The following is a 21,670-nucleotide window of genomic DNA, read 5'->3' as shown; positions in this document are numbered from 1 at the left end:
GAGATGTCACCATGGATGAGGACCGGCTGCATGGCCGTCGCATCGGATCGGCCCTTTCCATGCTGCGCAATGTGGCTCTCAATTGCTTGCGCCGACTCAGACTGCCTTACATCCCAGACGCCCGGCGAGTCGTAGCAGCTCAACCCGTTCAAGGCCTCCATCTTCTTCTTCAAGAGCCGGTGTTAGAACACTGATAAGCCCTACGGTGACCCAGGCGTCGCCGGGTGCCGGGGTGATCTCGGTGTTGGTCAGCTCGTAGTCATACCACCACTGGATGTCGGCGGTGGTGAAGGGCTGGCCGTCGGACCACTTCATCCCTTCCCGCAGGTGGAATGTCCATTCGCTGGCGTCCTCGTTGATCTCCCACGACTCGGCGATGCGGGGGCGCATGTTCAGTTCCTGGTCATACCAGGCCAGGCCCCGATCCTGGAGCTTGGTGGGGCCCCAGCGGTCGGAGACGCCCCGGAAACCGCGGCGGAAGGTGCCGCCGTAGTTGCCGGTCTGTTCGGCCACGGGCATGACCATGGGGTTGGTGGGGAGCCGTTCGTCCACGGGCGGCAATTGGCCCTGGGCCACCAGGTCGGCCAGCATGGGCGCCTCGTTGAACTTGGAGGGCGGCGCAGCCGGGGCTGCCGGCGCTGCCTGCTCGGCCGGCGCGGCTGTCGCTGCCGGCGCGGCCGGTTCAGCCGGGGCCGGCGCAGCGCCACCGCCGCCACAGGCCGCCAGGGCGACGCCGGCCGTGGCAAAGGCCGAAAGGCGCATAAACTCGCGACGAGAAACGCGCTTCGACGGGGATCGCTTCATGAATTGCCTCCTTTAGCATGTAGGAAATCAAAAAGACTACCGTGAGTATTATCGATGGTTCGGCGACGGGCAGAACCGCTGAAAAGGGCCGAACCATTGATCACAAACCAGCGGACGCCACCGGCACCTCTGTGGCGAGCCAGGGGGGGAGGGGGACCCCCTGATCGCTCAGGTGGCTGGCGTAGAGGAACCGGTAGACGTCGCTGACGTAAAACTGGGGGTAGGGCTTGACCGGCAGGCTGTTCAGAAAGTGGGCTTCCACCCGCTCAGCCATCTTGTCATCCATCCCCCGTTCCACCTCGTAGTCGAAGTAGATGGCCAGGTCTTTGTCCGGATCTTCGATGATGCGCTTGACGCCGTACAGCTCTGGGAAGCGATGGGCCGGGGAGTAGCGCTCCATCAGAAACGTTCCCAAAGCGGCCGAATGGATGTGCTCCTTGTGCGCGTAGATGAAGTTGACCGTCTCCTGGGCATCCTCCAGGGTCTCGCCGGGAAAGCCGAAGAAGAAAAAGGTATGGTTCCAGATACCGGCCGCACTGCTCTCCCGCAGGATGCGACTCATGTGTTCCAGCTCGGTTCCCTTGACCATGGCCTGGATGATGGGCTCCGATGCGCTCTCCAGGCCGAAGAGGATCATGCGACAGCCGCCGGCGTACATGTTCTGCAGGAGTTCGGCGTCGATGACTTTTTCGAAGCGGGCACAGCCACCCCAGTGAATGGGCGCCCCCAGCTCCCGCAGGAGTGCGGAGAGATGTTTTAGATTTCGGGGGGTGATGGCTTCGTCTGAGAAAAAGATGTGGCGAATGCCGTATCGTCGCCGGAGGTCGAGCATCTGCTCCACCAGTTGCTCGGCCCGCAACTGACTGAAGTTTTCCGGCTCGCCATAACCCACGTTACAGAAGGCACATTTGCCGAAATAGCAGCCCCGGGCGGTGAGGAGGGGGAGGGCCAGCCGGGGAGCCAGGTACCGATCCAGGGGCAGGCCATCAAAGTCCGGCGGCGGCAGGTCGGTGATCTTCTCCGGCTTCTTGCGGGGGGTCACCCGGATCTGGTTGCCGTCCCGATAGATGAGGTTGGGCACGGCGGAGAGATCCCCGTTGCCATCCAGCGCCTCGGCCAGCCGCAGCAAGGGGACTTCGCCGTCGAAGACCACGGCGCTGTCGATCCACTCAAAGACGGCCGGCACCTTGGGCAGCTCATCCCGCAACATGCTGATGTGGGGCCCACCCACGGTGACGTGACAGGGAAGGCCCGCCGCCTTGATCAGGGAGGCCAGGGTCATGCCCGCCAGCATCTGGGGCATGGAGGGAATGGAGATGCCCACAATGTCGGGCTTTTCCCGCATGATGTCGGCCAGGATGCCCCGGCGGAAGATGTCGATGAAGATGTTGTGCTGGGGATCCCGAACACTGCGCCGCAGGGCCCGACTGCTGTCCACCGGGAAGGCCGCCTCGTAGCTCTGCAGGTGGAGGGAGGCGGGGTAAAAGGGCAAGGAGGCGATGGCCAGACAGTTGGCGATGACCTGGAAAGCCCGCAACCCCACCGGCCCGTCGAAAAAGGCATCGCTGCGCAGGAGCCGCTTGGCCTGCTCCACCTGGGCCGCCAGTTGGGGCCCCGAATGGAGGGCCCACTGGACCTGCGCCGGCGGGGCAGGGGCCGGCCGGCGGGGCCGACGGTTGCCGGCCGGGCCATATTCTTCCCGTAGCTGCTCCAGGGCCTGGCGCTGGTAGTCTCGGGTGAGGATCTCGTCGAAGACTTCCAGGTTCAGATCCCGCTGGATCACCTCCACCCCCTGGCCGCGCAGGTAGCCCGTCAACGTGGGCAGCGCCAGATGGGGCATGGTAGGTGTCCAGTTGGGTGGGATCGCCAGCATGACCTTCATGATACCTCCTCACCACCTGCCATCACCGGCAGGATCATTCTCCGAGAACCTGGCTGTCCGGACCTCCTCAGCCGTGGGAGCCGTCTACACCCACCAGGTTGAGCTCGCCGGCGTAGTGACAGCGCACAAAGTGACTGGGCCGGACCTCCCGCAGGGTTGGCGTTTCAGTTACACAGCGCTTGCCGTCGTTGTAGCGGCAGCGGGGATGGAAGTAGCAGCCGCTGGGCGGGTTGGCCGGGTCGGCCACATCGCCGGGCAGGACGATGGGCTCCGTGCGGTCCTTGGGGTCGGGCTTGGGCACAGCGGAAAGCAGCGCCTCGGTGTACGGGTGGAGGGGCCGCAGGTAGAGCTCTTCGGTGGTGGCGCTTTCCACCAACTGGCCCACGTACATCACCGCAACCCGGTCGCTGATGTGTTCCACCACGCTGAGGTCATGGGCGATGAAGAGGTAGGTCAGGCCGAATTCCTTCTGGAGGTCCTGGAGCAGGTTCAGGATCTGGGCCTGGACCGACACATCCAGCGCGGAGACCGGCTCATCCAGCACGATGAGCTGGGGATTGAGGGCCAGGGCCCGGGCGATGCCGATGCGCTGGCGCTGGCCGCCGCTGAAGGCGTGGGGATAGCGGTTCATGTACTCGGGCCGCAGCCCCACCACCTTGAGCAGGTAGGCCACCCGGTCCTCCAGCTCCTTGCCGCTGGCCACCTTGTTCACCAGCAGGGGCTCACCCACATTCTGGAGCAGGGTCATGCGGGGATTGAGGGACGAGTACGGGTCCTGAAAGACCATCTGCATGTTGCGGCGCAGCCGTTTGAGCTGCTGGGGTTCCAGGGTGGCGACGTTGACCCGGCCCATGTCCTGGTCTTCGAACCAGATTTCGCCAGCCGTAGGGTCGATGGCCCGCAAGATCACCCGCCCGGTGGTGGTCTTGCCGCATCCACTCTCGCCCACCAGGCCCAGCGTCTCGCCGGAACGGACGTAGAAGCTCACATCATCCACAGCCTTGACGTGGCCCACGGTCTTGGAGAAGAAGCCGCGCTTGATGGGGAAATATTTCTTCAGGTTTTTGACCTCCAGCAAGACCTTGGCCCGGTCCGGGGTGTTGGCCGCGGCGGCCTGGGCACCCCCTGGAGTTTTCGTCTCAACGGAAGACAAAGTATCTACCTCCTCTTACCATGGTCGCTCTGACCGTCGTCACTCTTACGTTCGCTATCTTTGCAGATTTGATTCGAGCCACAGATTCCACAGATAGGGCTGAAAACCAATCCCGGCAATCCAGTCGTTCACGATTTCCGACGAGGAGTCGGCATCCTTAGATGCCGGGCCAGACTGAATCCGTGTCATCTGTGGATCAAAGGATCAAACTAAACGCCTTACTCACAACCCCTGGAGCAACTGCTGGATGCCGTAGGAAACGCCGCCGATGGCGATCAGGGCGGCGGCCAGGCGTCCGGCCAGTTGCCAGAGGGTCCTTCGCTCCACACTCTGGCGCAGGGCACCTTCCATCCAGATCACCGCTGCCAGCCAGGCTGCACCCAGCACGTAGACCGTCCATTTGTCGACGGCCCGCACGGCCCACGGGTTCAGGTGCGCGACCATGGAGAGGGTCACGAACAGGTCGCGCACCAGGAAGATCAGCCAAAAGGCCAGCCCAGAATAGACGAGCCAGAGGCCATAACAGGCCAGGTACAGCCATGCGGTATGCCAGGGGCTACCGTGGTCCGGGGAGTCAGAGTGCGTCATACCCTGTTTCATGGACAGTGCACTCCCATCCTACCCATGGGTGATGGGCATCTCATTTGAATACAGGTCCTGCTTTAGCCGTCGCTTAAACGGAGATGAGCATTTGATAAACGTTATCAAGATTACGTTATGGCGCAATTGGGCCCTTTGTGCCCTACGGCAATAGAGGCGTGGCAAATTCGCCCGGGTGGTGTGGCGGTATCATGGCAGAGGTTCCGTCTCCACGCCGGTGGCTCGACCGGTGGGGCTACCCGGTGACGAGCTCATTGCCGGATGATTCGGCTGTTACGTTTGGACAGCGGTCAGCGGTCGGGCAACAGGAGCATCGACGGCCAAGCACAGTTTACAATGTTTTCTTTACCTCCGTCAATCGCTGGAATTCCGGCCGGGACTTATAGAACGGATCCAGTGGGTAGCAGCCCGAGACCATGCCGTTGCGGGGGGCCGTGGTGCAGTCGCTGAAGGTGCGGCAGATGCGCTTGCGCTGCAGCGGCCGTCCGGCCAGCACGTCCTGGGCCATCTCCGGATAGGTCAGCACCATGCGCCCCAACCCCACGAAGTCGGTCATGCCGGTGCGCACCACGTGTTGGGCCACGTTGGGCAGCCATTCCTGCAGGTAGGAGTAGCCGCTGCCCACGAAGGCCAGGTTTGGCCGCAGCTGCTTCAGTTGGGCCACCACGTTGATCTGCCGGGCCACCCCCACCAGGGGATCTTCGGGCGGCTGATAGCCATCTGACGGCGGGAAGAGGGCCGGCCGCTGGATGTGGGGATTGTAGTACGGGCTGCCCGCGGTGATGCAGACCAGCTGGATGTCCAGCTCCTGCAGCAGATCCAGGAACTGGACCGGTTCGCTCAGGTCGATCTGCAGGCCCGTGTCGTCGCTGCCGAAGCCATAGGGGTAGCGACCATTCGGGGGTGTCATGGGCACGCCGTGGCGATCCTCATCTTCGCTGGGCTGGAAGGGCAGGAAGTCGAAGGCGCTGAGCCGTACGCCGATGCCCAGGCCCGGCGCCTTGGCCCGAATCCCGGCCACCACTTCCCGCAGGAAGCGGGTGCGGTTTTCAAAGCTGCCCCCGTACTTGCCGTTGCGGTCGATGGCGCTGAGGAATTCGTGGCCCAGGTAGCCGTGGCAGTGCTTGATGTCCACGAAGGCAAAACCGGCCTGTTGGGCCAATTCTGCGGCGTGGATGAAGTCTTCCACCAGCCGCTCGATCTCCTCATCGGTCATCAGCGGCGTCTCGGGCGGCAGGTTGAACTTGGGATCCAGCAGGGGGTGGTGGTAGAGAATCTTGGGCTCCAGCCGGGTCTTCTCGTTGGGCCGGGCAAAACGGCCGGAGTGGGTCAACTGCAGCCCCACCAGCAGATCGTCGCTGCGGCCGTGGTGCTCCTCGTGGGTCTCCACCAACAGGGCCCGCAGGGCAGCCAGCTCCTCCACCGTGTCGTCGGTGATCATGAGCTGGTTGGGGTTGGCCCGGCCATCGTGGCGGACGGCCACCGCCTCGCCACCCCAGATCAGCTTGGCGCCGCTCAGGCCGAAGCGCTGCCAGCGCCGCCGCACCAGGTCGGTGGGCCGGCCGTCGGTGGTGCCATCCCACCCCTCCATGGGCAGGATGGCGAAGCGATTGCCGATGGTCACCTGGCCCAGGGAGTAGGGCTGGGCCAGGGGCGCGTCCGGGCCGTGGTGAAGCTCTTCGTCGAAGGGAAGGTGGATGCCGAGGGATTCGGTGTGAGCCCGGAAGTCCTCGGCCGTCCGCAACATGGCAACTCGTCGAATGTGCATGCAAAAGCCCTCGTTTTGCTAGCTCTGGGGCTGGCTAGCCCATGTTTACAAACGTCTGTCCTATCAAAGCCGACGGAGGTGGAAGCCTCCGTCCACGTTGAACACCTCGCCGGTGGAGTAGGGGAAGTAGCCTTCGGCGATGGCCGCCACCGCGCGGCCCACGTCTTCGGGCTCGCCCCAACGGCGGATGGGCGTCAACCCGCCTTCGAAGAGGCGGTCGTATCGCTCTTTGACCGCGCTGGTCATGTCGGTTTCGATGATGCCCGGCCGCACCTCGTAGACGTGGATGCCGTACTCGGCCAGCCGGTCGGCAAAGAGGGCGGTAACCATGGCCAGGCCGGCCTTGGAGATGCAGTATTCGCCCCGGTTGGTGCTGGCCGCGTAGGCGCTGAGGGAGCCGATGTTGATGATCAACGGCTGCTGGATGACCCCCTCCTGGATCAGGCGGATCATGGTGTTGGCCACCTGCTGGGTGAGGAAGTAGGGCCCCTTCAGGTTGACGGCCATCACCTCGTCGTAGCTCTCTTCGGTAGTCTCCAGGATATCCATGCGCTGCCGGGGGGCCATGCCGGCGTTGTTTACCAGCAGGTCGATCCGCCCGAAGCGTTCCAGGGTTTCGTCCACCAGGCGCTGCCGGTCTGCGGCCTGGGCGATGTCCGCCTGGGCCAGGAGGGCTTCGCTGCCGGCGGCCTCCACCCCGGCGGCGGTCTCCTGGGCGGCCGTCGCGTTGCCCCGGTAGTTCACCACCACGGCCCAGCCTCGTTCCGCCAGGGCCAGGGCGATACCCCGGCCGATGCCCCGGCCGGCGCCAGTGACCAGCGCCACCCGACGTCGACTCACGCCGCTTCCTGGTTCCACGCTATTCATAGCCCAACACCTTGCAGATGGCTTCCAGGTAGAAGTAGTCGCCCCACATGACGCTCTCGTCCACGCCCAGCCCCTTGCGCTGGTGGTACATGCCGTGCTTGAGGATACCCTCCCAGCCCGGTGTCTCGTAGGCGGTGAACTCGGGGCCGGTCAGGGTGTCCAGGATCTGGAGCGCATAGTCCCGATAGAGGCGGGCCCGGGCCGCGTCTCCGGTGAGGCGGGCCAGGTTCTGCAGGCCGCTGGCGGCAATGGCCGCGGCTGAGCTCTCGTAGGGGTATTGGGGATTGGGTTCATCCCAGTCATTGGGGGGCACGCCGTGGTCGGGCGTCCGCTCGATGTAGAAATTGGCGCAGGCTTCGGCCGTCTGCAGGAAGCGCACATCCTGGGTGAAGGAGTAGGCTGTGCCGAAGCCGTAGAGGGCCCAGGTGAGCCCCCGGGCCCAGGACGAATCGTCCCGCCAGCCCTGGTGGGTGCTCTGGCGCAGGAATTCGCCCGTCTCCAGGTCGAAGATCCCCTCGTGGGCGGTGCTGCCGTCCCCCCGGACCAGGTAGCGGCGGGTGGTCAGGCAGTGCTGGTTGGCGATGCGCCACAGGTTTTTGTCGCCGGTCTGCTGGGCGGCGTAGAAGATGATGCCCACATTCATCATGATGTCGATGAAGAGGCTATCATCGGCCACAAACGAGCGCAGGTATTGCCCTTTTTCCTTGAAGCGCAGGCTCATGGTGCGCCCTGCCTCGATCACCACATCGTTGAGGGACGGGTCGCCGGTCAGGTCGTACCAGCGCTTCCAGGTGGACCAGAAGACGAAGCCCAGGTCGTGGACGGTGCGGTCGGTTTTTCGGTGCTCCACCAGCCGGGAGTAGTGTTCGGCCTTCTCCCGCCAGTAGTCGTCCCCCGTATGTTTGTAGAGGAGCCACATCTGCCCGCCCAGGAACCCCTCGCACCAGTTGGTCCAGGCCTCACCGCTGTGCTTCCACTTCCCGTTGACCGTGTACATGGGGAAGTAGTCGGGGTAGGTTTCGATGAGGTGGCGCAGCTGTTGGCCGGCAAAGTCCAGGGTGCGGTGGCATTTTTGAATCAGTTCAGATTTGTCAATCATGTAAATTGCCTCCGGGCATTTGGATGATTTCTTCTGGTTCCAGCTTGCCGCTGCTGGCCAGGTATTGGAGATAGGAGGAGAGGGCCTCCTGGTTGTGGGTACGGATCACCTGGGCCACGACTTTGGGATCCCGGGTGCGCAGGGCTTCCAGCAGGCGCCAGTGGTCCCGTTGGGCCGCCTCCACCCGCTTGCCGATCACGTCCTGGAGGTAGTGGCGGCGCAGGCGGTTCCAGTGATCCAACACTTGCTGCATGATGTTGGCCACCAGGGACATGGACGCCTTCTCGCAGAGAAACTGGTGGAGCTGTACGTTGTCTTCTGCCCACTGCTCCAGGTCGGCCATATCCCTGTCCATGCGCTGTAGCAGGCCTTCCATCTCGGCGAAATCGGCATCGCTCATCTTCTGGCAGGCCACCGTGCTGCTGATGGTCTCCAACGCCTCCAACAGGGCGAAGATTTCCTGGATGAGGCTGGCGTGGATCTCGCTCACCCGGGCGCCGATGTACGGTTCGATGGTGACGAAGCCGTCGTACTGGAGCTGCTGCAGGGCTTCCCGCACGGGAATGGGGCTGACCCCCAGCTCGGCGGAGAGCTCGTCGATGATCAGGCGCGTGCCGGGTTTCAGCGCGCCGCTCATGATGCTCTCCCGCAGCGTCTCGTAGGCAAATTCCTTTTTGCTGTGATACCCCCTCGCCTTTGGCATTTATGGGCTCCAGAGTTTTTCCGGCTGTTTTCCGGCGCGCCACGGCCCTGATGTACAATAGATGGACCGGGTACGCGAGCCTGTCCGGCAGGCCCGGGAGATCTCGCCGGCCCGCGTCGGGGCAGAAGGGCCGGGCGGCCAGGTCGATGGCAGGATCAACGCCACGTTCGGGACGCTCGTCACCATGGCGAGCAGCCACGGTGGCGGTGCCATGTCAAGGATGGCCAGATGGATGGACGATGAAAGCTGGGTGTGGTTTCAGGTTTTCGATTACGGGGAGCGCGGTAAATTGCGTGCCCGTCATCATATATGATATATTGCCGCCGGATTATACTGGACCCCCGGCAACGTTGTCAAACTCGATACCCTTTCAACTCAAAACCATCAGTACCCACCCGGATCTGCCATGAAAATTGCCCACATCTCCGACCTGCACCTGCGCCATCACCTCCCGGGCACTGCCGACATCCCCGAACGCCGCAGCCGCCTCATGGCCGATTACCTGCAACGGGCCGTGCAGCACCTCCACGCCCACAACCCAGACCTGCTGGTGCTCAGCGGCGATTTGGTGGACTACCCCACCGACCGGCTGGACGATCCCGCCACCCGGGCCCAGGGCGAGGCGGATCTGCGGCTCATCGCCGACATTCTGGCGCCCCTGCCCTGTCCCCTGGTGGTGGTGGACGGCAACCACGATCACCCCGAGTTGACGCGTAAGGTCTTCGGCCACCTTCCCCTGGACCAGATCTGCCGTGGCTATCGGGTCCTGGCCTTCTGGGACGCGGAGGGCGAGGGCCATGTGCCCCACCGCACCGGGGCAGAATGGCAACGCTTCCAGGATGCCCTGGAAGATCCCGACTCGCCGCCCCAAATCCACGTCCAACATTACGTGATCTGGCCCCACCTCAACGGCGAATACCCCTACACCTACGGCGAGGGGGACGCCATGCAGGCTGCCATCGTGGCCAGTGGCCGGGTGCGGCTGGTCCTGAGCGGCCACTACCATCGGGGCGCGCGGCCCCAGATGGTTGACAACACCCTCTTCGCCACCGTTCCTGCCTTTTCCGAGTTTCCCCATCCCTTCTGGATCTACGAACTCGACGGCGAGCGCTTCCAGCACCAAACTGTGCAGCTGGGCACCCGGTAACCCTCACCGTCCTTGCACTTGGGGTTACACCTGGCACTGGCGCGTCTTGGCGTGGTAGCTCTGCATGAGACCGTGGCCGGCCCTGGGCCGATGATTGAAACAACAATCGTAACCCGCAAAAAACAATCGTTAAGGAGACGGCTATGTCTGCCCTCACCCTGGCCAATGTGTTGCCCCACCTGGCCCGCTATGTGGAACAGTTGGGTCTGACCCAGATCACCGACCCGACCCACCCGAACCATGGAGCCCTGATCAACCCGGCCTATGACCTGCCCGATGCCCGCTATACCACCGACTTTGTGGTGGGCAGCGCCTACCTGGCCCTGACGGAGCCGTCCTGGCAGGACCACCTTTCCCGGGCCACGGCGGCAGCTGCCTCCATGACCCGGGCCCAGCGGGAAAGCGGCCTCATTGACCTCCTCTCGGTCAACTACGACTCCAGCCCGGACACCGGCTTCACCGTCCAGGAGCTGTGTACGGTGGTGGAGCTGGCCCGGCACCGCGGGGCCACGGGGCCAGCCTGGGCCGAACTGCTCCAGACGCTGGAAACCTTCATCCGTCGGGCCGTGGCGGGCATTGCCAGCGGCGGCTTCCACACCCCCAACCATCGCTGGGTGATGGTCTCGGCCCTGGTTCAGGCCAAAGCCCTCTACCCGGACCTGGACGTGGATGCCACCGTCAGGGCCTACCTGGCCGAGGGCTTCGATATCGATCCAGAAGGCGCCTTCATCGAGCGCAGTGTGGGGGTGTACGATGCGGTCAACGACCGCTCCGTCCTCTTCATCGCCGAGCACTGGGACGCGCCCACAGCCCTGGAGGCGGTGATCCGCAACCTCACCTTCGACCTCCACCTGCTCCACGCCGACGGCACCGCGGAGACCGGCCTCTCCCGCCGCCAGGACTACGGTACCCGGGAGGTGCCCCTGGGGCTGGCGCCCTGCTACCTCCTGGCCCATCGGATGCAGCCCCACCCCGAATTTGTGGAGGCCGCCCAATTCCTCTGGACCCAGGCCGAGGCCCGGGGGGATCGCTACGCGATCCACCTGCCCTGGCTGACCTACGCCCTGCTCAAAGCCGGCGATCCGCCTGCCACCCAGGGACAGATCCCCCAGGAGTACGCCCGACACTACCCGGTCAATGGCCTCTGGCGGGTGCGCCGGGGACTGCTCAGCGCCACGCTCTTCCGGGATACCACCCGGCTGTTGACCTTCACCTATGGCGCCGCCGAGTTGAGCAGCGTCAAAATCAGCTTCACCTACTTCGGCGGCCCCACCGGCCGCTTCATCGGCGACAGCCTGGCTGTGGACCAGGAGGGCGCCACCCTCCGCTCGGAAGGCCTCCACAACCCCCGCCGCCCGGGCTACGAATTGCCCCTGGGCCGCCCGGTTCCGCCAGAGCGCTGGGTGGCGACCATGGGCGAGCGCTCCCTGCGCCGTCTGCCACCTCTGACCAGCACCCTGCGGGTCACGGAAGTGCACGATGCCCACGGCCACGGCTTCGACCTGCACTTTACCACGCTGGACGGGCTGGATCGGGTCGCAGCGCAGATGGCCTTTGACTTCGCTCCCGGCGGCATTTGGGAAACCGCGGATACCCGTTTCCAGCCGGTCGCCGGCCAGACAATTTTCCTGAAACAAAACGGTGGCGCCATGCGTTATGGTGGCGATGTGATTCGCCTCACGCCGGGCGCGTACGCCCACGGCATGTGGCAGATGCGGGAGGCCGAGCCGGCGCCAGAACATGTGCGTGTGCTGCTCACCTTTCTCACGCCGGTGGACCATCGCGTCCATGTGCGGGCCTACCGCGGGCTACAGCCGTGACGGTCGGACTCTTCGCGTGCGTGCGGCAGTCGAGGCGGGCTGCCCCATGGCGTGCTCGGATGCAGGAGAGACGGTTGCTCCTGTCGTCATGCGCGTGAAGCCAGCAAGGTCCATGCCCGCTGCCATCAGGGTTTTGGAAGCGAATCGTCGCTTCCCTATTTCATTCAACAGAGGGTCTTCCCGGATGGCTGGGCACGGACCGGGCTCGGTCGGTGGGTGACGCGCCGCGCCATATCGAGAAGAAGCCCTCCAGCGACTCGAACAGGAGGGTCGTGCATCATGAAACGTAGTTGGCTACCGATCTTTTTGCTTTTCCTGATGTGGAGCGCGAGCGCGTGTACGCTGCTGAGTCCGCCGTCGACCGGTGGAGCTCCGGCAGAGGCAGGCGCTCTGGTCTGGGAAGGGGATCCCTTCCCAGAGGATGGCGAAGTGGAATGTCGGCGCCTGGAGCTCACCGCGGCAGGCGAGGCCTTCATTGGCCCCTGTGATCAGGCGGGCGCGCCGGTGGAGGGCTCTGTGGCCCTGACCGAGACGTGGACGCAAATGGTCCAGCGCTTTGCACCTTTCGAGCAGCAAAGCGACGGTGAGCGCCTGGTCTTCCAGGGTACGGGCACAATCGCCGGCCCGGCCTGGGTCCGGGCAATCCAATCCTGGGCGCGTACCACCTACCAGGAGCTGGCCAGCGGCCGGGTCAGCGCGTCCGGCCGGACGGTGATGAGCTGGTGGCTGGGGGAAGTACCCGAGCAACCGGGAAATTGTCGCCACCTGGTGGTCCTGGCCCACGGCTACGCCTATCACAACATCACCCCCTGCCAGGGCGGTGCCGTCGTAGAAAGCCACGGCGGATGGCTCTCCGACGAGGAATGGGACGTGTTCGACGGGTGGTTCTACAGCCGCGCGCCCCTCTACCAGGAGAACAACTATTTCGCCGGCCTGGGGAATACGCCCATGGATGAGGCGGAAACGGCGGCCCTGGCAGAGTGGGCTGCACAGGTGTATGCGCGCCTCGGAGCGGACGCCACAGCCGCGGCGAGGCCGGGCGTCCCGCCACTGGCACACCTTCGCCACGGCTGAGGCTGCCTTACCTGGCGGCTTCTCTTCCCTCTTTCTTTTTAAGTAATGTACGGGAAGTTAAGTTAAAGTACGGGAAGTGATGTCCGGGGCCCGCAGGAAGATCACCTGCGGGCCCCGGGCTTTTTCCTGCCCTCTCTTCTCCGGGACAGATGTCCCTGGGGCGGATCTTTTCGACATGGTACAATGGAGCCATGCATGAGCTGGCGATTACCCAACATCTGCTGGACCTGACCCTGGCGCATGCCAGGGCCGCCCAGGCCAGGAAGGTCACCCACCTCTACCTGGTGATTGGCCAACTCTCCAGCATTGTGGACGACTCGGTGCAGTTCTACTGGGAGCAGATTGCCCGGGGGACCCTCGCCGCTGACGCGCAGCTGCACTTTCGGCGTGTGCCCGCCTGGCTCCAGTGTCAGGGCTGTGGCGCCGAGACCCCCCTGGACGCCCAGGCAGACTTTCGCTGCCCTGTGTGCAAAAGCCCGGCCGTCCAGGTGGTGGGGGGCGACGAATTCCGCCTGGAAAGCATCGAAGTGGAGTGAAGGATGGCACGCATTCCCGTGGTCCAAAACATTCTCCATGCCAACGAAGTCCTGGCGGCCGATGTGCGACGCCGGCTGGACGCCCACGGCATCTTCGGCCTCAACGTGATGGCTTCCCCTGGCGCGGGCAAGACCACCCTCATCACCGCCACCGTGGCCCGGCTGCGGGACCGTCTGCGGCTGGGCTACGTGGACGGCGACATCGCCACCAGCCTGGACGCGGAACGGATTGCCGGCCTGGGCGTCCCGGTGGTGCAGATCAACACCGGCGGCAACTGCCACCTGGATGCCAACATGCTCAGTCCGGCGCTGGACCAACTGCCCCTGGACGCCCTGGACCTGCTGGTGGTGGAAAACGTGGGGAACCTGGTCTGCCCGGCCCATTTTCAACTGGGCACCCACGTGAATGTCCTGGTGGCCAGCGTGCCCGAAGGGGACGATAAGCCCTACAAATATCCCTCCATGTTTCGGGGGGTAGATGTGCTCCTCCTCAACAAGGTGGACCTGTTGCCCTACATCCCCTTCGACGTGGACCGCTTCCTCCATGGAGTGAAGGCCCTGAACCCCCAGGCCCAGGTCTTTCAGCTGTCCGCCCTCCACGGCACCGGCATGGAGGCGTGGGTCGAATGGCTGGAGCAGCGGGTGGTCCAGGGGCAGCCGGCGGGCTGAGAGGCCGGCTTAGTAAATCCTGGCAGAACTTCGCCAATGACTCCCTTGCAAAAAGGGTATTTTTGCAACGCAAAGGCGCAGAGGGCGCAAAGCCGCAGAGAAACGCAGGGGAGAATCATCCGAATCAGCGTCCTCATTTGACCTTTTTGCAGTAGAGCCGCCGATGGTTTCCACCATAGGTAGCGCCCAGAGGGCACCCGGAATTTCTGCTGTGGTATTTACGCCAGACTGTACCAGGGCGGGGGATAGTGGAAGCGTTCCCCGGCCCGTAAAACCTGATAAGGCTGCCCCAGCTCCCGACAGGCCGCGATGAACTCGTCCGGCGAGGCGGTGTTGAAGGTGAACATCTCGTAGTGGCAAGGGATGACCAGCCGCGCGCCGACATCATGGGCCAGTTGGGCCGCCTGGCGTCCATCCAGGTTGCCGGCCACCCGGCGCTCCGGCTTGCTCCCGTTGATGGGCAGGATGGCCACGTCGATGGGCCAGCGCCGGAGTAGCTCCGCCATCCCCGGGTAGCGTACCGTATCCCCGCTGTGGTAGAGGGTCCACCGGCCAAACTGAATCACATAGCCCAGAAACTTGTGGCGACCCTGCTCATCGGTCTCCAGGCTTTCGTGGGCCGCGGGCACGCCATGGAAGGTGAAACCTGCCACCGTGACCGAGCGGCCAGCGTCCACGCCCAGGGGCCAGGCAGGGTCGCAGCCCAGCCGCTGGGCCACAAAGTCCCGGTTGGCCTCGGGGATGACCAGCGTCAGCCCGGGGTTGACCTGCATGAGCGGGATCAGGGTCTCGGCATCTAGATGGTCGGTGTGGTTGTGGCTGGAGGTCACCACGTCGATGAAGTCCAGCCGTTCCGGCGCCACCACCCGTTCCGTCATGCGGATGTGGGGTTTGTCGGTGTGGGCATACTTCCGGGTCAGGGAGTCCGACAGGTAGGGGTCCAGGAGCAGGTGGCGTCCCTGCCACTGGAGCAAAAAGCCGCTTTGGCCCAGCCACCAGAGGCAAAAGCCGTCGGCCTGCTGGCGGGCCTGGGCCACGTCGGCCAGAAAGGCATCGTCTTGTAGAACGGGCCGGATCATGGGGTTGCGCTCCTCGCGTCCGTTGTTGATTGACTTGCCTGTAAAAAGCCGGGTTAGGGGGCTCCATTCCAGCGCTGGGGGTAGGGGCGCGTCCAGGATTCCCGGCCGAAGCTGGGGTCGCCAGAGAGGGAGTTGTGATAGACCCGCTTGTCGGCATGGGAGGCGGTGACGGCCTCCATGATGGCCTGGGTCAGGCGCGCGTCCATGGCCAGGTAGCGCTCCCGATGGGCCGGATCCCAGAGCAGGTTGTGCTGCTCGTGGGGATCATTGTCCAGGTCGAAGAAGAGAATTTCGCCGGTTTTGTATTTGGCCAGTTTCCAGCGCCCGTCGAAGATCATCCAGCCGTCGCTCACCATGCCGATGCTGTAGTCCCGGCCCTCTGCCACGCCCAGGCCCAGGCCGGGCAGGGGGCGGGAATCCATGTAGCCCGGCACGGGGCAGCCGGCCAGCGCCAGCAGGGTGGCGGTCACATCGCCCAGCTCCACCAGGTCATCCACTACGGTCGCTTCTGCCCGCCTCGGCAGCCGAACGATGAGGGGAATGTGGATGCTGGCCTCGAAGAAGGTCCCTTTGCCGATGAGGTTGTGGTCGCCCAGGTAGTCGCCGTGGTCGCTGGCAAAGAGGATGACGGTGTTCTCCAGCAGCCCCTCTTCCTCCAGGGCCTGAAGGATCTGGCCCACTTCCTCGTCGATCTGCTTGACCAGGGCCGCGTAGTGGTGGCGGATCTTCTGCTTGTGGGCCTCGGTGAATTCGCTGTAATCTACGCCATTCCACGGCTTGCGGTTGCCCTCGATGTTGTTGGCCCGCAGGCCGGGTGCGGCGCCAGGAACCTCTGGCACTGCCGGGGGCAGCCGCTCTGGATCCACCGCGTCCAGAAACTCTTCGTTGGGATCGTAGGGGCAGTGGGGGCCGGGGAAGCCCACCATCAGCGCGAAGGGGCCGTCGTTGCCATACTGGCGGATGAAGCGCACCGCCTCTTGCCCCACGAAGTGGTCCACTGAGTATTCCCAGGGCAATTTGTTGATGATAGCGCCCTTGTTTTCGTAGTAGCCTTCATGCTCGTTGCCGTGATACTTCCGGTGGCCCCGCTCCCGCAAGAAGTGGTAGTAGTCATCCCGCACATGGATCCAGCGCTTATCCTCGGCTGCCACCCGATATTGAAAGCCATGCTTGATGTCCCAGGGATAGAAGTGCATTTTGCCGATGGCCGCGGTATAGTAGCCGTGGCGGGCCAGAATTTCCGGCCAGGTGTGGATGCCCATGGCAGCCAGGTCCGGGCGCAGCCACTGGCCGTTGTCGGTGACGCCGTTCTTGAGGGCGTTCATGCCGGTCAACAGGGAAGCCCGGGCCGGCACGCAGACGGGCGAAGTGGAATAGGCCCGGGTATAGCGGACGCCATGGGCAGCCAGGCTGTCGATGTGGGGTGTCTCCACAAAGGTGGCGCCGTAGCAGCTCAGAAAGTCGTGACGCAGCTGGTCGGGCATCAGGAAGATCAGGTTCGGCTGTCGGTCCATGGTGGCAAACCCTTTCCAGGTTGAGGCTGTGGGTGCAGGGGCGTCCAGGCCGGCTCCAGGCCGCCGGAGACGCCTCCCTGGCTGGAATCTGGGGAAGGAAATGTTTCAGTGGGTATTGTAAAAGACAAAAGCAGGGAAATGAAAACGGGAGGAATGTCATGGCAACCAGCGCCATCGTCCAGGAACAGCCGCCCTTCGTCGTCGGTCTGCGCTGCCTGCGCTGCGGCACCACCTACCGGGTCGGGGAGCTGGACTACGTCTGCTCTTGCCGGCCCAACACGGGCAGCGACCTGGGCACCCTGGACGTGATCTACGACTACCAGGCCCTGGCCCAGGCCATCCCGCCAGGCCAGCTGATGGCGGACCCGGACCGGGGCATCGGCCGCTTCTGGCCGCTCCTGCCCCTGGCCCGCCGGGAGAGCCTGCCGCCCCTGCCCGTGGGGGACACGCCCCTGCTGGCCGTCCCCCGGCTGGCGGATTCCCTGGGGCTGCGCCATCTCTTCATCAAAGACGACGGCCGCAATCCCAGTGCCTCCCTCAAGGATCGGGCCTCGGCCATCGCGGTGGCCCGGGCCCGGGAGCAGGGCGCGGCGGTGGTGGCCACGGCCAGCACCGGCAACGCCGCGGCTGCGCTGGCCGTGTTGAGCGCCGCGGCCGGCCAGCCCAACGTCATCTTCGTGCCCAAGGCCGCGCCGCCAGCCAAAATCGCCCAGCTCCTGGTCCACGGCAGCCTGGTCCTGGCTGTGGACGGCTCCTATGACCAGGCCTACGATCTCTGTCTGGCCGCCTGCCGGGAGTTCGGCTGGTACAACCGCAGCACCGGTTACAACCCGTACATGACCGAAGGCAAGAAGACGGTCTCCCTGGAGATTGGGGCCCAACTGGCCCAGGCCCAGACCGACCTGGCCGGCCCGGCGCCCTTCCTGGCGCCCGATGCCGTCTTCGTCTCCGTGGGGGACGGCTGCATCCTGGGCGGTGTGCACAAGGGATTCCAGGATCTGCTGGCCCTGGGCTGGATCGACCGCATGCCCCGCCTCTACGGCGTCCAGTCCACCCGCAGCGCCGCGCTCTACAACGCCTGGCGCGCCGGCCGGGAAGTGCCGGCGCCGGTGGAGGCCACCACCCGGGCCGACAGCATCAGCGTGGACGCGCCCCGGGATCCCTTCAAGGCCCTGCGTGCGGTGCGGGAGACGGGCGGCGCGTTCCTGGCCGTGCCGGACGAAGCCATCCTGGCGGCCATCCTGCCCCTGGCCCGCCTGGCGGGGGTCTTTGCCGAACCGGCCGGCGCGGCGGCCCTGGCCGGCCTGGCCCAGGCGGTGGAGCAGGGGCTGGTCCGGCCGGACGAGACGGTGGTGGTCATCAACACCGGCAGCGGCCTGAAGGACGTGGGCGCGGCCATGGAGGCCGGCGGCGCGCCGGTGGTGATCCCACCGACCCTGGAGGCGGTACGCAAGGCCCTGGCCGATTCATCCGGAAGACGGCCCCAGGATTGAGTCCACTGCAGAAACCACCGATTTTACCGAAGAACGCCGGTTTGGGTCTCCTGTCCAGAACGGTTCTTCATGGGTGGGCTCGGGGTGCGGGGGCTTCAGCACCAGGTTCCAACACCAGCAGCTCCTCGCTGTCGTCGTAGGCCAGCACTTCGGCGTAGCGCCCCCAATCCACGACAGTTTCCAGTTGACGTTCGGCCTCCTCCCGGGGAAAGTCCAGTTCCAATGCGGTGCGGACCACGTCCCATTCCAGTTGATGCTGATCGGCTGCCCGCAGCAGGGCAAAGAGCCACTTAAAGATGGGGAGGCGGCGGATGCGGGCGGCGAAGATTTCCTTACGCCCCAGGATGCCGGCCTCCACAAAGGTTTCACCCAGGGGCGTGAGGGAAATGTCGCCCTGGACAATGGTGACAAACCCCAGCAGCTCGGCCGCCTCGATCAGGCGTAGCAGGTGGTCCGAGTCGATGTGGAGCTCCCCGGCCAACCGGTAGATGTCGGCCCGGTTGCCGGGGGCGTCGGCCAGGTGTTCCAGCAGGCCTGTGAGATCGTGGATGGCGATGTGGGGCAGGCTGCGGGTGATGCCTGGCTCGCCCGGCGCGGTGCCCAGCTCCACATGCTCGGGCTGGGTCTGGCCGGCCAACAGGCCATAGACCCGGTCCACGATGCCGGTGAAGCCCGGGCTCTTGCGCTGGCGCGGGTAGGGCAGGTCTACTGTGAGGTCGGCCACCACCCGGCCCGGATTCTTGTCCATGACCACAATGCGGCCTGCCATGAGCACCGCTTCCTCGATGTTGTAGGTCACCATGAGCACCGCTTTGGTGGGGATGCGGCCGCTGGTCCACAGCTCCATCAGGTCGCTGCGCAGGGATTCGGCGCTCAGCACATCCAGGGCCGAGAAGGGTTCGTCCAGGCAGAGGAGCTCCGGCTCCACGGCCATGGCCCGGGCAAAGCCCACCTTCTGACGCATGCCGCCCGAAAGTTCCCGGGGATACGCGCTTTCAAAGCCATCCAGCCCCACCCGGTCCAGCAAGTCCAGGGCCCGGGTGGTGCGCAGGCCGGCCGGGACGCCCCGGGCCTTCAGCGCGATCTCCACGTTGCCCAGCACCGAGAGCCAGGGGAAGAGGGCAAAGGTCTGGAAGACGATGGTAGCGTGGGGATTGACCCCGCGCAGGGGCTCGCCCCGATACAGCACTTCGCCCTCGCTGGGGCGCTGCAGCCCGGTGATGATGCGCAGCAGGGTGCTCTTCCCACAGCCGGATGGGCCCAGCAGGCAGACGAATTCGCCCGTGGCAATGGAGAGATTGACCTGCTCCACGGCGGTGAAGGTGCGCTGGCCGCTGCGATAGCGTTGGCTGACCTGGTTGAGCTGCAGCAGGGTGTCTTGGGCCATGGTGGGATTCCTCCCCATTCATTCCATGCGAAAGCGTTCTTCGGCCAATTGGTAGAGGCGCCGCCAGAGGAGCCGGTTGAGAGCCACCACCGCCAGGATCATAGCCAGGGTCCCGGCCAACAGGAGGGGGTAGTCGCCATGGGCGGTGGCCCCCGCGATGACCGAGCCAATGCCGGTGACGGACAGGGTCTGCCCGCCGAATTCCACATACTCGGCCACAATACTGGCGTTCCAGGCGCCACCGCCGGCGGTGATGGCGCCGGTGACGATGTAGGGAAAGAGGGCCGGAAGGATCAAGGTACGCCAGCGGGTGAAACGGTCCAGGTGGAGCAGCGCCGCGGTATATTTGAGGTCCTGGGGGATGGCGCTGGCACCGGCGATGACGTTGAACAGCAGGTACCACTGGGTCCCGGTCAGCATCAACACCACCGAGGCCAGGTTGAGGCCGCCGGGCAGGTGCAAAAAGAGGAGCAGAAAGGCCGGAAAGAGGGCCGTGGCAGGCACCGAGGCCGCAATCTGGACCAATGGCTGAAGCCATCGGGCCAGACGGGCGTTGGTGCCGATGGCCACGCCCAGGGGGATGGTCCACAGCAGGGCGATGGCCAGGGCCACACTGACCCGCAGGAATGTGGCCAGCAAGGCGAAGCCGATCAGGCGCCACTGCTCGAACGGTAGCGCAGCCAACAAGCGGAGGGCCTCATAGGCCAGGTAGAGCAGGCCTGCGCCCAACAGGCCGCTACCCGTATAGAGCAGCCAGGGAGGACGCCCGTTGGTGGCTGGTTCCATCTCCACCGGCTGCAGCCGACCCATGAGCCAGAGGTCCAGCCTTTCATGCCATTGATGCCAGAGGGAGAGCCACCACTCTGCCAGGCGTGAACCGGCCAGCAGATCGTAGAACCAGGAGGTCATCGGCTCTTCGTCTTCAGTCATCTCCAGCTTGAAGCGCTCACCCCAGGCCAGCAGGGGGCGCCAGAGCAACTGATCCATGAGCACGATCACGGCCACCAGGGCCAGGATGCCCCAGAGCAGTGCCCGGGTATCGCCCTGACTGGCTGCCTCCTGCAGGTAGGCCCCCAGGCCGGGCAGACGAAAGTCCCGTTCGCCCACTGTGAAAATCTCGGCGGCCATCAAGAAGAACCAGCCGCCCGCCCAGCTCATCATGCTGTTCCAGATTAAGCTGCCGGCGGCAAAGGGCAGTTCCAGCCACTTAAGGCGCTGCCAGCGGTTGAAGCGAAAGATGGCACTGGCCTCTCGCAGGTCCCGGCTGATGGTGGTCAGCGATTGGTACCAGGCAAAGGTCAAATTCCAGACCTGGCTGGTGAAGATCAGTACAATGGCCGCCAGTTCCGCCGCGATCTTTTCCGGCAGCACGGTGCTGAAACTGAGCAGGACCACCGGCAGAAAGGAAAGGATGGGCACACTCTGCAGGACATCCAGCAGGGGCATCATCACCTGCTCGGCCCGGCGGTTGTAGGCGGCCACGTAGCCATACACCAGGGTGAAGAGGAGGGACAGGAGATAGGCCGCTGCCATCCGGCTGACCGAGAGGATGGCGTACCAGGGAAGCACTGCCGGGTGGAGGACGATGGTGGGGCCGGTGATCTCGGCCGGCGCTCGAAAGGCCAGCCGGATACCGATGTAGAAGAAGGCGACCAGCCCCAGCAGGATGAAGAGGTCTCCCCAGGATAGTGGACGGGGCGTCGGCCGCCCGGATTGGAAGATCTTGGGCTCGCGCATCAGTGAATGTGATCCGTGATGTTCGATGGAGGATCCCGGTGAACTCCTCAGCGCCCTGAAGCGAAGGTGGATGTGGCCGGCGGCCCGTCAAAGGGCAGGCCCCTTCGCCGCGCTTTCATCCCCGGCGATTCTATCACGGATTTGGGCATCCCGTACAGTGGCCTGCAGGGTGGGGCTATTTACATTTGTCGGTCAGACATCCAGACGTCTCTCTCATGGTTCGCTCAAATCTAGATGGGTTTAGCAGATTGTAGTAAACTCTCGCCATGAGCGAGAGACTGATAGTAACGAATGAACGAGTAGATGATATTCCCTTGCTGCTGGCCCAGATGGAACGG

The 21,670-nt window shown here is 64.6% G+C and carries 18 protein-coding genes; 6 read left to right on the top strand and 12 right to left on the bottom strand.

Annotated elements, in window-relative coordinates; genetic code table 11:
* Positions 1-96: 96 nt before the first annotated feature.
* From FKZ61_RS22960 to FKZ61_RS22925, 8 genes are all read right to left on the bottom strand, one after another.
* A complete protein-coding gene (locus tag FKZ61_RS22960; protein WP_170200212.1) occupies positions 97-804 on the bottom strand; it encodes an ABC transporter substrate-binding protein in 708 nt (235 codons plus the stop codon).
* Positions 805-904: 100 nt separating this feature from the next.
* Complete coding sequence (locus FKZ61_RS22955) at positions 905-2,686, bottom strand: B12-binding domain-containing radical SAM protein (protein WP_141612499.1); 1,782 nt, start codon at positions 2,684-2,686, stop codon at positions 905-907.
* Between the two features lie 67 nt (positions 2,687-2,753).
* Positions 2,754-3,839 (bottom strand): ABC transporter ATP-binding protein, encoded by a 1,086-nt coding sequence (locus tag FKZ61_RS22950; RefSeq protein WP_141612498.1) that lies wholly within the window; start codon positions 3,837-3,839, stop codon positions 2,754-2,756.
* Positions 3,840-4,061: 222 nt separating this feature from the next.
* Positions 4,062-4,427, bottom strand: coding sequence for a hypothetical protein (locus tag FKZ61_RS22945; protein ID WP_141612497.1), 366 nt, complete (start codon positions 4,425-4,427; stop codon positions 4,062-4,064).
* 343 nt (positions 4,428-4,770) lie between these two features.
* Complete coding sequence (locus FKZ61_RS22940; protein ID WP_141612496.1) at positions 4,771-6,207, bottom strand: oxidoreductase; 1,437 nt, start codon at positions 6,205-6,207, stop codon at positions 4,771-4,773.
* 63 nt (positions 6,208-6,270) lie between these two features.
* Complete coding sequence (locus FKZ61_RS22935) at positions 6,271-7,047, bottom strand: 3-ketoacyl-ACP reductase (protein WP_229964372.1); 777 nt, start codon at positions 7,045-7,047, stop codon at positions 6,271-6,273.
* 19 nt (positions 7,048-7,066) lie between these two features.
* A complete protein-coding gene (locus FKZ61_RS22930; protein ID WP_141612494.1) occupies positions 7,067-8,173 on the bottom strand; it encodes a glycoside hydrolase family 88 protein in 1,107 nt (368 codons plus the stop codon).
* A complete protein-coding gene (locus tag FKZ61_RS22925) occupies positions 8,166-8,876 on the bottom strand; it encodes a GntR family transcriptional regulator (protein WP_141612493.1) in 711 nt (236 codons plus the stop codon). The genes FKZ61_RS22930 and FKZ61_RS22925 overlap by 8 nt, the downstream gene beginning before the upstream one ends.
* Before the next feature lie 406 nt (positions 8,877-9,282).
* Between FKZ61_RS22925 and FKZ61_RS22920 the strand changes: the two genes are divergently transcribed.
* The 5 genes from FKZ61_RS22920 to hypB all read left to right on the top strand — a co-directional run bounded on the left by FKZ61_RS22920 (position 9,283) and on the right by hypB (position 14,122).
* Positions 9,283-10,023, top strand: coding sequence for a metallophosphoesterase family protein (locus FKZ61_RS22920; RefSeq protein WP_141612492.1), 741 nt, complete (start codon positions 9,283-9,285; stop codon positions 10,021-10,023).
* A gap of 143 nt (positions 10,024-10,166) precedes the next feature.
* Positions 10,167-11,843, top strand: coding sequence for a hypothetical protein (locus FKZ61_RS22915; RefSeq protein WP_141612491.1), 1,677 nt, complete (start codon positions 10,167-10,169; stop codon positions 11,841-11,843).
* 279 nt (positions 11,844-12,122) lie between these two features.
* Positions 12,123-12,917, top strand: coding sequence for a hypothetical protein (locus tag FKZ61_RS22910; protein WP_141612490.1), 795 nt, complete (start codon positions 12,123-12,125; stop codon positions 12,915-12,917).
* Between the two features lie 191 nt (positions 12,918-13,108).
* Entirely contained in the window at positions 13,109-13,453 is a 345-nt protein-coding gene (gene hypA, locus FKZ61_RS22905) for a hydrogenase maturation nickel metallochaperone HypA (RefSeq protein WP_170200210.1), read from the top strand.
* Between the two features lie 3 nt (positions 13,454-13,456).
* Positions 13,457-14,122 carry a hydrogenase nickel incorporation protein HypB gene (gene hypB, locus FKZ61_RS22900; RefSeq protein ID WP_141612488.1) on the top strand — a complete coding sequence of 222 codons (666 nt, stop codon included), beginning with the start codon at positions 13,457-13,459 and terminating at the stop codon, positions 14,120-14,122.
* Between the two features lie 218 nt (positions 14,123-14,340).
* On the opposite strand, the gene FKZ61_RS22895 is transcribed toward hypB, so the two are convergent.
* Positions 14,341-15,201: an MBL fold metallo-hydrolase gene (locus FKZ61_RS22895; protein ID WP_141612487.1), complete on the bottom strand. Its 861-nt coding sequence runs from the start codon at positions 15,199-15,201 to the stop codon at positions 14,341-14,343.
* Positions 15,202-15,254: 53 nt separating this feature from the next.
* On the bottom strand, positions 15,255-16,715 hold the full coding sequence (locus FKZ61_RS22890) for a sulfatase family protein (protein WP_141612486.1): 1,461 nt from the start codon (positions 16,713-16,715) through the stop codon (positions 15,255-15,257).
* Positions 16,716-16,873: 158 nt separating this feature from the next.
* Between FKZ61_RS22890 and FKZ61_RS22885 the strand changes: the two genes are divergently transcribed.
* Entirely contained in the window at positions 16,874-18,208 is a 1,335-nt protein-coding gene (locus FKZ61_RS22885) for a threonine synthase (protein WP_170200208.1), read from the top strand.
* A 67-nt stretch (positions 18,209-18,275) separates the two neighbouring features.
* On the opposite strand, the gene FKZ61_RS22880 is transcribed toward FKZ61_RS22885, so the two are convergent.
* Together FKZ61_RS22880 and FKZ61_RS22875 are read right to left on the bottom strand one after the other, a co-directional pair.
* A complete protein-coding gene (locus FKZ61_RS22880; protein ID WP_141612485.1) occupies positions 18,276-19,595 on the bottom strand; it encodes an ABC transporter ATP-binding protein in 1,320 nt (439 codons plus the stop codon).
* 18 nt (positions 19,596-19,613) lie between these two features.
* Entirely contained in the window at positions 19,614-21,332 is a 1,719-nt protein-coding gene (locus FKZ61_RS22875; protein ID WP_141612484.1) for an ABC transporter permease, read from the bottom strand.
* Positions 21,333-21,670 lie beyond the last annotated feature (338 nt).

This window comes from Litorilinea aerophila (genome assembly GCF_006569185.2).
Lineage (GTDB): Bacteria > Chloroflexota > Anaerolineae > Caldilineales > Caldilineaceae > Litorilinea > Litorilinea aerophila.
The sequence above is the reverse complement of the archived record's forward strand: the minus strand, read 5'-3'. Positions and strand labels throughout refer to the sequence as shown.

Excerpts from the sequence above, each read along its gene's own strand:
- FKZ61_RS22960 (WP_170200212.1), bottom strand. The coding sequence starts at position 804 with ATGAAGCGATCCCCGTCGAAGCGCGTTTCTCGTCGCGAGTTTATGCGC.
- FKZ61_RS22955 (WP_141612499.1), bottom strand. The coding sequence starts at position 2,686 with ATGAAGGTCATGCTGGCGATCCCACCCAACTGGACACCTACCATGCCC.
- FKZ61_RS22945 (WP_141612497.1), bottom strand. The coding sequence starts at position 4,427 with ATGACGCACTCTGACTCCCCGGACCACGGTAGCCCCTGGCATACCGCA.
- FKZ61_RS22940 (WP_141612496.1), bottom strand. The coding sequence starts at position 6,207 with ATGCACATTCGACGAGTTGCCATGTTGCGGACGGCCGAGGACTTCCGG.
- FKZ61_RS22930 (WP_141612494.1), bottom strand. The coding sequence starts at position 8,173 with ATGATTGACAAATCTGAACTGATTCAAAAATGCCACCGCACCCTGGAC.
- FKZ61_RS22925 (WP_141612493.1), bottom strand. The coding sequence starts at position 8,876 with ATGCCAAAGGCGAGGGGGTATCACAGCAAAAAGGAATTTGCCTACGAG.
- FKZ61_RS22920 (WP_141612492.1), top strand. The coding sequence starts at position 9,283 with ATGAAAATTGCCCACATCTCCGACCTGCACCTGCGCCATCACCTCCCG.
- FKZ61_RS22915 (WP_141612491.1), top strand. The coding sequence starts at position 10,167 with ATGTCTGCCCTCACCCTGGCCAATGTGTTGCCCCACCTGGCCCGCTAT.
- FKZ61_RS22910 (WP_141612490.1), top strand. The coding sequence starts at position 12,123 with ATGAAACGTAGTTGGCTACCGATCTTTTTGCTTTTCCTGATGTGGAGC.
- hypA (WP_170200210.1), top strand. The coding sequence starts at position 13,109 with ATGCATGAGCTGGCGATTACCCAACATCTGCTGGACCTGACCCTGGCG.
- hypB (WP_141612488.1), top strand. The coding sequence starts at position 13,457 with ATGGCACGCATTCCCGTGGTCCAAAACATTCTCCATGCCAACGAAGTC.
- FKZ61_RS22895 (WP_141612487.1), bottom strand. The coding sequence starts at position 15,201 with ATGATCCGGCCCGTTCTACAAGACGATGCCTTTCTGGCCGACGTGGCC.
- FKZ61_RS22890 (WP_141612486.1), bottom strand. The coding sequence starts at position 16,715 with ATGGACCGACAGCCGAACCTGATCTTCCTGATGCCCGACCAGCTGCGT.
- FKZ61_RS22885 (WP_170200208.1), top strand. The coding sequence starts at position 16,874 with ATGGCAACCAGCGCCATCGTCCAGGAACAGCCGCCCTTCGTCGTCGGT.
- FKZ61_RS22880 (WP_141612485.1), bottom strand. The coding sequence starts at position 19,595 with ATGGCCCAAGACACCCTGCTGCAGCTCAACCAGGTCAGCCAACGCTAT.
- FKZ61_RS22875 (WP_141612484.1), bottom strand. The coding sequence starts at position 21,332 with ATGCGCGAGCCCAAGATCTTCCAATCCGGGCGGCCGACGCCCCGTCCA.